Genomic DNA, 10,480 nt, shown 5'->3' on the forward strand with positions numbered 1-10,480 from the left:
ACGTTCCAATCAGATCGGGACGAGTTTGCAATACAGACGGGCCCGGTGACTGCTTCAACCGGGCCCTGCCGTGGCTCAATCCTCTTCTTTGACGGTCGCGACCTCGTCAGCGCGTACGCGAATGGTTTTCCCGGAGATGTCTTCGAACTCATAGAAGCCATCTTTTCCTTTGGTTTTCGGCGCATCCTTGGTCACGTACTGGGTCCCGTTCTGCAGGGTGACCACGGTCGACGTGGAGCAGCCCGCCAGCGCTGCACAGCAGGCGAACGCGACCGGCATCAGCAATGATTGAATCTTCATAAAGCCTCCTGGTTTGTGTGGCCCAGGCGTCGTGCGCCTGAACGCTCAATCGTCATCTAGCAGATCAGATCAGCGTGATCGAGTTTGGTTCGCAACCCGAATATTCATCAGAAAAATCAGCGAGTTGGATCAGAGGAGGTTTTTGTCCGATCCGCTGTTGCGAAACGTCCGACACTCAAATACTGTATGCGCATACAGCGAACAGGAGGGTCACTTCGTGTCTGACACCAACGTATCAACCGCAGCATCGCCCGGGCACTACGAGCGCATGGCCGTGCGGGTCCAGAAGATCATCAACTCACAGAGTGCGCAGAAAGCCCGCGCGGCGCTGATTTTCCGGCTGGCGGACGAACTCGAGGACGACTGGAAACAGTTGCTGGAAGAGATCGACGAAAACGACAACGTGACCCTGGCCTGGCGAGACGACGGCGGCGTGCAGATTTTCTGGACGGTGCCCAAGGAAGATTGACCTGCAACCCGAACCCACCTCGATGAACTACCCAGTTGGATAACATGCTCAGATTTTGTGTCGCCCTGCTTTTGGCTTTTACTTTCCTGCAAAACGCGTCCGCTGACGTCAACATTGGCACCTGGAACCTGGAGCACCTGAGCGTGCGTCCGAACAAAGACTTTCAGGGCATCGCCAAGGTCGCCCAGAAGGTCGATTTTCTCGCGGTTCAGGAATTGATGAGCGAAGATGCGCTTGAGGCGCTGGCCAAAGAGCTGACCCGGCAGACCGGCAAGCACTGGAGTTCCATGGCATCCCATGCCGTGGGCCGCTCTTCCTACAAGGAAATGTATGGGTTCGTCTGGCGGGATGATGCTGTCGCCTACGAAGACGGGGCCGTGAGCTACCTGGACCGCAGCGACACCTTTGAACGCGAGCCCTACTCCGCACAGTTCCGCTCGCTCAAGGACGGCAAGACTTTTGTCGTGGCCACCGTGCACATCCTGTACGGCAAGAACCAGGCAGACCGGGCTTCGGAAATCGTCGCGCTGTCCAATTACTGGACCTGGCTGCAGGAAACCTACGCCGGCAACAACCAGATCATGTTGATGGGCGACTTCAACACCCCGCCCAACTCGCCCGCGTGGGACAAGCTCGACACCAGCGCCAGGCCGCTGGTGCTTGACGGCGCCAGCACGCTGTCAACCAAGGACGGCAAATTCGCCAACCTCTATGACAACATCTTCATCAGCAAGCAATCGGCGATCCGGGTCAACAAGGTCGAAGTGTTCGATTACCCGAAATTCCTGGGGCTGACACATGCCAAAGGCCGTGACAGCGTGTCCGACCACGCGCCGATTTTCCTCAGTGCCAATTTAAGCGGTGGCAATGGCGCGGCCAGCGCGTCCGCGGTAACGGCCCAAGCCCGGCCCACCGCGCGCAATCCGATGAAGCCCGCGGCAAGTGTCGGCGGCACACCGGCCAACCTGGCGCTCGCCATACGCGGGAACAAAAAGACCATGATTTACCATCGTCCGGACTGCCCTTCTTATAACGCGATCGCCGAGAAAAACCGCGTTGAGTTCAACAGCCCGGCGGCGGCCGAAGCGCAGCATTACCACTTGGCGGGCAATTGCCGCTGATCCGCTGCGGCGCACGCTGATCCCCACTCAACGCGCCTGCCACACAGTGGCAGGTGCGGAGGGGCTGGTTAAAGCCGAATGACCTCCGGGGTCACTTACGCGCCAGATCGTGCTGGATGCAGCCCTCGTAGTAGGTCTGCTTCACAGCGGCGGGCTTCAGCTTGGATGGGCTCTTGTAGGTCTGCTCGGTGATTCCCAGCGCCATCTTGCTCATCCACGGTTTGGCGAACCTACGGCTCTGCAGTTTTTTGCGCGCGCTGTAAAGGGTGGTGCCAGAGAGCTTGGATTGCTGCGCCGCCCCCGCGACCCCTGCTCCCCATTTGCAGACCTGCAGGTCATTCTTGCTGAGGTCCTTGGCGTGCGCGGTAACGGACACCGCTGCCAGAAAAGCCGCCACCACGGCCAAGCCCACACTGCGCATACACGTTCATCCCGGAATCAATTGATAAAAAAGGATTTTTCCAGAAAAGGCAGCCGCCGCGGGCCATCAATTTGCCTTTTTCGCGCAAAACTTTTCCGCCCCCTTCAACGGTCCCCTTCCTGGGCTGGTTCGATCCGCAGCTCCCCCTCGAAAACCTCATCGTGTTGCATTCAATGCGTCTGGATGCATAGTGAATATCCATATCGATATGGCACATGGCCGCCTATCGGCGAGGGATATTAAACGCTCATGAAGGTGTGCAATTCTGCGTCGGTCGGTCGCCTCGCAAGCCGATTGCGGATGGCCAGTCTCAGGTGGAGATGCATTACGATCCGAGGCCCATTGAGAGTTGATCAGCCTGTATCGATCTCGAAATGAAGTGACAGCACTGTCGATGCAGTCGACATGCAGGCTGTCTGGCGCATGAAGGAAGCCCTCATTCACCCGGCGTCACCGTACGCCCATACAGGCCAAGACAATGAATGACTATAAGGATTTTGAAATTCATTACCGGTTTCAAGGTGAGCCGCGGCACTTCAATCATCAGGGCAACCATCTATGCGAGAGTGACGCGCTCCATTTTGCGACCTTGCACGCAGGGGTAGGCGGGGTCGAGGGCCACATTTGCGCCGGTCCCGTGAAACGCGCGCTTTTGTACGCTGAAGGGCTGGGCGTCACGCAGGTGCAATGGAAACGCACCTGATCGAGGAAAACTGCAAACGAACCTGAATTCACGTGGTCGGAATTTACAAGCAGCGCTCATTACACCAGCAAAGCGAGGTAAACATGACCATCGACAACGCATTGAAACAGGAAGTCCTGACCCGGTTGCTGCATGCCCACCCGGCAGGCCTGGGCAAAGAAGTTCTGGACAACTACCGAGGGGAGAACGCAGTCGCCGACACCCTTGAGCAGTTGCAGACGGCGGGCTTGATTCACGACGGTTGCGTCCACCATTCCAGTGCCGGGGATCGGTCTTTGAAGTACCCCATCAAACTCAGTTCTTCCGGTGTCGAGGCAGCCAAGCAGCTGGAGACCGAGCAGTCCAGGGACTAGAGATTCACGCGTGCAATAAAAAAACCGGCCAAGGCCGGTTTTTTCAGGTGATCGATAAAGTGGTGTTCTCCCCTGGCGCTACCTACACCGATCATCCTAAGCCTGTCAGGAAGCAGCACCACAGGGGAACGAGAAAGAGGCTACAAGCTAAGTCGCATTTCCGTCACGCCCGCTATTGTGACTTTATGCGTCCAGCCCCCTCGTCCAGCCGCTTGCCCGGCGCCTGCGCTCAGACTTCAGGGTAGTCGCCGGTGCCGTCCGGCCACGGGGTCAGCAGCTCGAAACCTGTTTCGGTCACCGCCACCATGTGCTCCCACTGGGCCGACAATGACTGGTCGCGGGTGAGCACGGTCCAGCCATCGTCCAGGACGTAGGTGCCCGGTTTGCCGGCATTGATCATCGGCTCAATGGTGAAGACCATGCCGGTCTTGAGTTTGAGCCCCTTGCCCGCCGCGCCGTAATGCAGCACTTGAGGTTCTTCGTGGTACTTACGACCGATACCATGCCCGCAGTATTCGCGCACCACGCTGAAGCCTTCGCGGTACGCCACGTTCTGGATGGCATTGCCGATGTCGCCCAAGGTCGCACCAGGCTTCACTGCATGTATCCCGGCGAGGGTCGCCTCGTACGTGGTTTCGACCAGACGGCGCGCGAGCGGACTCACTTCCCCGACGTAGTACATTCGGCTGGTATCCCCGTACCAGCCGTCCTTGATAACCGCGACATCGATGTTGACGATGTCGCCGTCTTTGAGCACATCTTCCGCCGAAGGAATACCGTGGCAGACGACCGTGTTGGGCGAGATGCAGGTGGTTTTGGTGAACCCGTGGTAGCCGACATTGGCAGGGATTACTTTCAGTTCGTTGACGATGTAGGCGTTGCAGATGTCATCCAGCGCTTCGGTGCTGATGCCCGGCTTGACGTGCTCTGCGATCATCGCCAACACGTCTGCCGCCAGACGCCCCGCCACACGCAGCCCTACCAGGTCGGCTTCGGTCTTGATACTGATGCTCATTGGGACACCGCCCTGGCGGGGGCCAGATCCGGTACGAGATCGCAGGGCTGAAGGCTCAACACGGCGCCGCCTGATGTTTCGGCGCGGATCAGCAGCTGGCAGATCTCGCTGTAATTCAGACCGGGGTGCAGCTCGGCGAGCATGCCCACCCGCATCCAGTGCTCGGCCTGAGCGTTGATCGAGCGACTCAAGGCCGCGCTGGCGCAACGAATGTTCGCGTGCATCTGTTCGGAAATTTTTACCAGTCCCATACCGACCTCTCGAAGAATATACGGATCATATACGTTCCATATATTTTCTCGCAACCGGCCTTCGTAGCTCTGCTACTCGGAGCGCGACTGGGAAAACTCGGTCGCACACTCGGAAAGCGACGTGGCCAACTGCGAAATCGCCTCTCGGTCGTCTTCGCTGAGCGCCCGGTAATGGGTAATGACCGCCCGCTCCGCTTCGTTCAGTGTGTCGGTGGCGATCGGCGTTCGCTCGCCCGACAGCACGTACATGACGTCGATGCCTTTTTTGCCTAGCGCCGCCAGGTAATCAGAACGCGGGATGCGCTCACCGCTCTCGTATTTGCCCTGGGCATTGGCCTCTACCCCACCGATGGAACCAAAATCCTGTTGCGACAGCCCGAGCCGTTTGCGTTCTTCTTTCAGACGTGAGCCGAGATCTTTCATAAACGAGGGTCCTGAAGTTGACTATGTTCAAAGAGCAAGACCCCATTGGTCCGAGGGAGTTGCGCCCTTGGGCTCATTTGGTCAATCTTCCGAATTGACGGCTCAAGGAATTCCCTTCGTGGCCGATAGGTTCTGATGTACCGCTATTCTTTTTGAATGGCAGCCCGATTTTTGTAGTTCGGAGAACCAGACAATGATTTCTTTCTTACTAGGTTGGTTGGCGCTGTCGGCCGTGGGCACACTGATTGCCCTGGCGATGATTCGCACCGGTAAAACGCGTCAGCCAGACGCAGATGACACGATGACTGGTCAAACGCCCGTCCCTGTCCTGGTGCGATTCAAGCCCTGAATCTGTCCCGGCTGTCTTGCCGGGAGCACCCCTCCGACATCACTCTCCCGCGAGCTGACCCTGCTCAGTCACGAAGCCGCTTGCGCTGCCCTTGGCATAACCCGTTGCATAGCCTGCGCTGGATGGCACAAAAGCCAGGTCGGCCTGACTGGCGCTGAACTGGCGAAGTCCCGATGCCAGGGCAAGAAAATCCTCACGCTGCATCTCGTTGCCCCATACGCTGCTGAACGAGGATTCGTTTTTCTGCGCGGTGAAGTCCTGACGGGTGTCGACTTGATTGGTTTGCATGTTCGCTCTCTTCTTCTCGATACTGTTTAAACATACAGTATTTTCAACGCCCCTCGAACGCAAGTCCTGTCGCGACGAATGGTCGTGCGGAAAAGACCCGGTGTTGTGCCCATCAACACACGCCTTCTTGCCCTTACCCAGGTTGAATCCGCAGCCGACCGCTTAAACCCGGGCCAGCGCTTCCAGTCGATCAAGATCAGCAGCGGACAACACAATCCCGTCGTTCAACGAACGCTCACGCTGACGATAACGGCGATCACCCGGCATGCGCTGCTGGCCAACCCCGTGCATCTGCCTGACCAGCTCTTCGCAGCGTTCGGCAAATGCCTGACCGCTGCCCTTGTCCGGATCGATGACGATGATCACCTGACCGGTCCAGGGGGTTTGCGCCCCGGGAGACTTCGACATATCAAACTCGAAGGAGAAATGGCCGCCGGTGAGCGCGGCGGACAGCAACTCCACCATCATCGACAGCGCCGATCCCTTGTAGCCGCCGAATGGCAGCAATGCACCGCCGTCGAGAATGGCCTTCGGGTCTTCGGTCGGCTCACCGTTACGGTCGACCCCCATCCCGGGCTGGAGCATGCGCCCCTCTCTGGCGGCAATCTGCACGTCGCCATGGGCGATGGCGCTGGTGGCCATGTCGAAGACGATGGGCTGGCCACCGGCGCGCGGCGCGGCGAAAGCGATGGGGTTGGTGCCGAACAAGGGCTTTTGCGCATCGTGGGGCACGACGCAGGTCATGCTGTTGACGACGCTCAACGCCACCAACCCTTCCTGGGCGAACGGCTCGACGTCCGGCCACAGCGCGGCGAAGTGGTGGGAATTGCGGATGGCCAGAATGGCGATCCCTGCGGCCCGCGCCTTCTCTATGACAAGGGCCTTGGCCGCCTGCATCGCCGGCTGGGCAAAGCCGCCCATGGCATCGACGCGCACAAACCCTGCGCCCACGTCCTCGACCTTCGGTTCGGCCCGGCCGTCGACCCAACCGGCTGCCAGCGACGACAGATAACCCTTGAGGCGGAAGATGCCGTGGCTGTGGGAGCCATCGCGCTCGGCGGCCGCGCAGTTGGCGGCCAGCACTTGCGCAACTTCGGGCGAGGTGCCGTGGCGCACGAAAATCTGCCGCAGCAGCTCTGTCAGCTCGGCAAAGGAAATCGTCCGGGTGGTCTGGTTGTCGTGGGTTGAAGGCATCTGAAGCTCCGCTGTGATTATTGGAGGTGGAAGCGGAACAGCCCCGCCCGGTTCAGGCAGGCCCGCCGTTGCCCATGACACGCAGCCCGGTGTTAGAGCAAGCGCTTCTGAAAGAACAGCCGCTGGTGCCCGGGCGGGTAGTCATCGAGTTGACCGAACTGCTCATAGCCATGCTTGCGATAGAACTCGGGCGCCTGGAAATCGAAGGTGTCGAGCCATACGCCAACGCAGCCCCGTTCGCGGGCGAGGTCCTCGGCCATCGTCATCAACTGGCTGCCCGTGCGCTTTCCCCGGGCCTGTTCAGGCACCACGAGCAGTTCAATGAACAGCCAGCTGTAGAGGATTCGGCCATGCAGGCCGCCGAGGACAACATTGGTCTGCTCGTCACGGACGAACAAGGCAAACTTTTCGTGCTTGCCGTCGCCGGCCATGGCTGCGTTGTAGTCCCTCAGTGGCTCGAGGATCTGCAGACGTTCTTCTTCGGAGGGGTTGGATTTGAATTCGATCCGGACACTCATGCGTCGCTTCCTGCTGACGGAAATGGGGAACGCAAGGTTGTCGGATATACAGGAGGGAGTAAAGCTGCGAGGAGTTAAAGCAAAAAAGTAGCGACGGGGTGAGTGTGAATGGACGTGGAAGCCCGGGGGCTTCCACACGCGCTCAAGCGCTGGGTCGATCAGTCTTTCTGATCGCGCAGGACGTTGCCGGAGGTGCCGTCGATGCGGAATTCGTACGTCAGGCTGTCAGCCTTGCGGCCTTCGCCTTCCCAGTAGCCTTTGTCGTCGGCTTCGATGCTGTAGATCTCTGTGTAACCTGCCGACTTGGCTTTTTCGATCGCTTTTTCGATGGTGATCCAGCCAGCGCCCGGCTTGTCCGCCAGGGCGAACTGTGCGGTGGTCAGGGCAGCGGTGGCGAGAACGGCAGCGGTAAGTTTCTTGATCATGATTGAACTCCATTTCCCTTTGCGGGCTTTTGAATGCGGTTTTTTGGAGTTACTCACCGAAAAAATAGTTCATTCGGGGTTTTGTAACCGCTTGATGCTGCCGAATGAATACCACCGCTGACACCGGCTGAATGCTGGGCTCACCCAGATCAGCGCTTGACCTTGCGGCGCAGCACGCCGTTCAGCACCACCACGACGACGGCGACGAAGATCGCGATGTATTGAAAGGTCTTTTCGCTGAGCACGCCGGTGTTCTGCAGATGGGAAAGGCCAAGCATGATCGCCAGAACACTCAAGGCGATGATGATCGAATAAATCAGACGCTGTTTGTTGGTCATTGCGGGATTCCTGAAAACCGGTCGAGACGTGGGGCGCAGTACACCTGTGCGGACATGGTACCTGCTCACGTCGATGCTGACACGCCAACGCCTGCGTCGTCGCTGGGCCAGGGCTGCGTCCGGGCTGCGACGAAGCGTCTAGGCCGCTGATGTGCGTCACATTCACGTGGTTTAATACGCGCACTTTTCCGTCGCTCAAGCGTTTCAGGTCTGTAGGACGTATCTGCCCACACAGCAGAACGCTGCCTATGCCCTCTTTCAAACAAGGAGTCCCCAATGCCCCATGAAGGCAGCCTCTTGCAGGCCGCAGTCGTGTTCCTGCTCGCCGCCGTTCTCACGGTTCCTCTGGCCAAACGCCTGCAACTGGGCGCCGTGATTGGCTACCTGATCGCGGGCGTGATCATCGGCCCTTCTTGCCTTGGCCTGATCGGCGACCCGCAAAGCGTCGCGCACATCTCCGAGCTGGGCGTGGTGCTGCTGCTGTTCATCATTGGCCTTGAGTTGTCGCCGCGACGCCTCTGGACCATGCGTAAATCGGTGTTCGGTGTCGGCATGGCGCAGGTACTGTTCACGGGGGTCGTCATTGGCGCGGTCGCGTTGCTGGGCTTCAATCAGCCGCTGAACAGCGCCGTGGTGCTCGGCCTCGGGCTGGCGCTGTCGTCGACCGCTTTCGGCTTGCAAAGCCTGGCTGAACGCAAGGAGCTCAATGCGCCCCATGGACGTCTGGCCTTCGCCATTTTGCTGTTCCAGGACATCGCGGCCATTCCGCTGATCGCGCTGGTGCCGATGCTGGCGGGCGGTTCCCACGAGGCCGGTTCCGGCGATTCCCTGCGTCATGGCCTGCAAGTGCTGGGTGGTATCGCCATTGTCGTGGTCGGCGGTCGTTACCTGCTGCGCCCGGTGTTCCGCATCGTCGCCAAAACCAAACTGCAGGAAGTCTCCACCGCGACCGCGTTGCTGGTGGTCATCGGCACGGCGTGGCTGATGGATCTGGTGGGCGTGTCCATGGCGCTGGGGGCATTTCTGGCCGGGCTGCTGCTGGCCGATTCCGAATACCGCCACGAGCTGGAAGCGCAGATCGAGCCGTTCAAGGGCCTGCTGCTGGGGTTGTTCTTCATCAGTGTCGGCATGGGTGCCAACCTTGGCCTGCTGATCCATTCGCCGCTGACAGTGCTGGGCCTGACGCTGCTGCTGATCGGTTTGAAACTGCCGCTGCTGTTCTTCGTCGGACGGCTGGCAGGCGGGCTGGGCAAACAAAGTGCGTTGCGTCTCGGGCTGGTCCTGGCAGCGGGTGGTGAGTTCGCTTTCGTGGTGTTCAAGATCGGCCGCGATCAGGGCCTGTTCGATGCCGCGCTGTATGACACCCTGGTGCTGACGATCACCCTGTCGATGGCGCTGACGCCGCTGTTGCTGCTGGTCATGTCGCGCTGGCTCAAGCCCAAGCCGGTGGTCAAGGAAGTGCCGGCCGAGTACAAGGAAATCGAATCCGACAACCCGCGGGTGGTAATCGCGGGTGTAGGCCGGATGGGGCAGATCGTTGCGCGTATCCTGCGCGCCCAGAACATCCCGTTCATCGCGCTGGACACGTCGGTGGAAACCATCGAATTCACCCGCAGCTTCGGCAATGTGCCGGTATTCTACGGCGACCCCCTGCGCCCGGAAATCCTCCGCGCGGCCAAGGTGGATCAGGCCGAATATTTCGTCATCGCCACCGACGACCCGGACACCAACATCAAAACCGCCGAGCTGGTGCGCAGGCTGTATCCGCACATGAAGATCATTGCCCGGGCCCGTAACCGTCAGCACGTTCACCGCCTGCTGGATCTGGACGCCGAAGCGGTGCGGGAAACCTTCTATTCAAGCCTGGAGATGACGCGCCGCACGCTGATCGGGCTGGGCCTGAGTGAAGCCCAGGCGGCCGCGCGCATCGATCGATTCAAGCGTCATGACGAACAAGTGCTCAACCGCCAGCACTTGATCTACGACGACGCCGCGAAGGTCATGCAAAGCGCGCTGGAGGCCCGAGCTGAACTGTCCGAGCTGTTTGAGTCCGACCGGATGGATGAAGAAGCGAGTGACGCCCAGCCTGCAGCCAAGGCTAGACAGTAGGTCCTTCGGTTAAACCGAGACCACCTGTAGGAGCGGGGGGGGGGGGGGGGGGGGGGGGGGGGGGGGGGGGGGGGGGGGCGGGGGGGGGGGGTGGGGGGGGGGGGGGGGGGGGGGGGGGGGGGGGGGGGGGGGGGGGGGGGGGGGGGGGGGGGGGGGGGGGGGGGGGGGGGGGGGGGGGGGGGGGGGGGGGGGGGGGGGGGGGG

15 protein-coding genes are annotated in these 10,480 nt (G+C 60.2%); 5 read left to right on the plus strand and 10 right to left on the minus strand.

Translation table 11 applies throughout. The annotated features are described in order from the left end of the window. Positions 1-75: 75 nt before the first annotated feature. Positions 76-300 carry a YgdI/YgdR family lipoprotein gene (locus ACYAR8_RS08640; protein WP_463579653.1) on the minus strand — a complete coding sequence of 75 codons (225 nt, stop codon included), beginning with the start codon at positions 298-300 and terminating at the stop codon, positions 76-78. Positions 301-568: 268 nt separating this feature from the next. Between ACYAR8_RS08640 and ACYAR8_RS08645 the strand changes: the two genes are divergently transcribed. Next, positions 569-769 (plus strand): DUF1654 domain-containing protein, encoded by a 201-nt coding sequence (locus tag ACYAR8_RS08645; protein ID WP_074887522.1) that lies wholly within the window; start codon positions 569-571, stop codon positions 767-769. Between the two features lie 44 nt (positions 770-813). Further along, complete coding sequence (locus ACYAR8_RS08650) at positions 814-1,890, plus strand: sunset domain-containing protein (protein ID WP_463579654.1); 1,077 nt, start codon at positions 814-816, stop codon at positions 1,888-1,890. A 91-nt stretch (positions 1,891-1,981) separates the two neighbouring features. Here the strand turns inward: ACYAR8_RS08650 and ACYAR8_RS08655 are convergent, their stop codons facing one another. Beyond that, the gene (locus tag ACYAR8_RS08655) at positions 1,982-2,311 is read right to left on the minus strand and encodes a hypothetical protein (RefSeq protein ID WP_463579655.1); all 330 of its coding nucleotides are present in this window, start codon (positions 2,309-2,311) and stop codon (positions 1,982-1,984) included. A gap of 478 nt (positions 2,312-2,789) precedes the next feature. Between ACYAR8_RS08655 and ACYAR8_RS08660 the strand changes: the two genes are divergently transcribed. Both ACYAR8_RS08660 and ACYAR8_RS08665 read left to right on the plus strand, forming a co-directional pair. Further along, a complete protein-coding gene (locus ACYAR8_RS08660; RefSeq protein WP_074887330.1) occupies positions 2,790-3,014 on the plus strand; it encodes a DUF6555 family protein in 225 nt (74 codons plus the stop codon). Positions 3,015-3,097: 83 nt separating this feature from the next. Further along, positions 3,098-3,367, plus strand: coding sequence for a hypothetical protein (locus ACYAR8_RS08665; RefSeq protein ID WP_463579656.1), 270 nt, complete (start codon positions 3,098-3,100; stop codon positions 3,365-3,367). A gap of 229 nt (positions 3,368-3,596) precedes the next feature. Here ACYAR8_RS08665 and map read toward each other — a convergent pair whose 3' ends face one another. The 8 genes from map to ACYAR8_RS08705 form a co-directional block, all read right to left on the minus strand. Continuing rightward, positions 3,597-4,382, minus strand: a complete 786-nt coding sequence (gene map / locus ACYAR8_RS08670; RefSeq protein WP_074887327.1) for a type I methionyl aminopeptidase — start codon at positions 4,380-4,382, stop codon at positions 3,597-3,599. After that, positions 4,379-4,633, minus strand: a complete 255-nt coding sequence (locus ACYAR8_RS08675) for a ParD-like family protein (RefSeq protein ID WP_108120136.1) — start codon at positions 4,631-4,633, stop codon at positions 4,379-4,381. The genes map and ACYAR8_RS08675 overlap by 4 nt, the downstream gene beginning before the upstream one ends. Positions 4,634-4,705: 72 nt before the next feature. Further along, complete coding sequence (locus tag ACYAR8_RS08680) at positions 4,706-5,056, minus strand: helix-turn-helix domain-containing protein (protein WP_108120134.1); 351 nt, start codon at positions 5,054-5,056, stop codon at positions 4,706-4,708. A gap of 388 nt (positions 5,057-5,444) precedes the next feature. Next, positions 5,445-5,693, minus strand: coding sequence for a hypothetical protein (locus ACYAR8_RS08685; RefSeq protein WP_108120132.1), 249 nt, complete (start codon positions 5,691-5,693; stop codon positions 5,445-5,447). Positions 5,694-5,855: 162 nt separating this feature from the next. Continuing rightward, positions 5,856-6,887, minus strand: coding sequence for an Ldh family oxidoreductase (locus tag ACYAR8_RS08690; protein ID WP_463579657.1), 1,032 nt, complete (start codon positions 6,885-6,887; stop codon positions 5,856-5,858). Positions 6,888-6,979: 92 nt separating this feature from the next. Further along, a complete protein-coding gene (locus ACYAR8_RS08695) occupies positions 6,980-7,405 on the minus strand; it encodes a GNAT family N-acetyltransferase (protein WP_074887311.1) in 426 nt (141 codons plus the stop codon). 158 nt (positions 7,406-7,563) lie between these two features. After that, positions 7,564-7,830, minus strand: coding sequence for a PepSY domain-containing protein (locus ACYAR8_RS08700; RefSeq protein ID WP_065991503.1), 267 nt, complete (start codon positions 7,828-7,830; stop codon positions 7,564-7,566). A 149-nt stretch (positions 7,831-7,979) separates the two neighbouring features. After that, positions 7,980-8,168: a hypothetical protein gene (locus ACYAR8_RS08705; protein WP_065991502.1), complete on the minus strand. Its 189-nt coding sequence runs from the start codon at positions 8,166-8,168 to the stop codon at positions 7,980-7,982. Between the two features lie 276 nt (positions 8,169-8,444). On the opposite strand from ACYAR8_RS08705, the gene ACYAR8_RS08710 reads away from it, so the two are divergent. Next, complete coding sequence (locus tag ACYAR8_RS08710) at positions 8,445-10,277, plus strand: monovalent cation:proton antiporter-2 (CPA2) family protein (protein ID WP_108120126.1); 1,833 nt, start codon at positions 8,445-8,447, stop codon at positions 10,275-10,277. Positions 10,278-10,480: the final 203 nt, after the last annotated feature.

Source organism: Pseudomonas sp. HP_01, assembly GCF_055284355.1.

Excerpts from the sequence above, each read along its gene's own strand:
- map (WP_074887327.1), bottom strand. The coding sequence starts at position 4,382 with ATGAGCATCAGTATCAAGACCGAAGCCGACCTGGTAGGGCTGCGTGTG.
- ACYAR8_RS08665 (WP_463579656.1), top strand. The coding sequence starts at position 3,098 with ATGACCATCGACAACGCATTGAAACAGGAAGTCCTGACCCGGTTGCTG.
- ACYAR8_RS08700 (WP_065991503.1), bottom strand. The coding sequence starts at position 7,830 with ATGATCAAGAAACTTACCGCTGCCGTTCTCGCCACCGCTGCCCTGACC.
- ACYAR8_RS08640 (WP_463579653.1), bottom strand. The coding sequence starts at position 300 with ATGAAGATTCAATCATTGCTGATGCCGGTCGCGTTCGCCTGCTGTGCA.
- ACYAR8_RS08680 (WP_108120134.1), bottom strand. The coding sequence starts at position 5,056 with ATGAAAGATCTCGGCTCACGTCTGAAAGAAGAACGCAAACGGCTCGGG.
- ACYAR8_RS08655 (WP_463579655.1), bottom strand. The coding sequence starts at position 2,311 with ATGCGCAGTGTGGGCTTGGCCGTGGTGGCGGCTTTTCTGGCAGCGGTG.
- ACYAR8_RS08695 (WP_074887311.1), bottom strand. The coding sequence starts at position 7,405 with ATGAGTGTCCGGATCGAATTCAAATCCAACCCCTCCGAAGAAGAACGT.
- ACYAR8_RS08675 (WP_108120136.1), bottom strand. The coding sequence starts at position 4,633 with ATGGGACTGGTAAAAATTTCCGAACAGATGCACGCGAACATTCGTTGC.
- ACYAR8_RS08705 (WP_065991502.1), bottom strand. The coding sequence starts at position 8,168 with ATGACCAACAAACAGCGTCTGATTTATTCGATCATCATCGCCTTGAGT.
- ACYAR8_RS08690 (WP_463579657.1), bottom strand. The coding sequence starts at position 6,887 with ATGCCTTCAACCCACGACAACCAGACCACCCGGACGATTTCCTTTGCC.
- ACYAR8_RS08645 (WP_074887522.1), top strand. The coding sequence starts at position 569 with ATGGCCGTGCGGGTCCAGAAGATCATCAACTCACAGAGTGCGCAGAAA.
- ACYAR8_RS08685 (WP_108120132.1), bottom strand. The coding sequence starts at position 5,693 with ATGCAAACCAATCAAGTCGACACCCGTCAGGACTTCACCGCGCAGAAA.
- ACYAR8_RS08650 (WP_463579654.1), top strand. The coding sequence starts at position 814 with ATGCTCAGATTTTGTGTCGCCCTGCTTTTGGCTTTTACTTTCCTGCAA.
- ACYAR8_RS08660 (WP_074887330.1), top strand. The coding sequence starts at position 2,790 with ATGAATGACTATAAGGATTTTGAAATTCATTACCGGTTTCAAGGTGAG.
- ACYAR8_RS08710 (WP_108120126.1), top strand. The coding sequence starts at position 8,445 with ATGCCCCATGAAGGCAGCCTCTTGCAGGCCGCAGTCGTGTTCCTGCTC.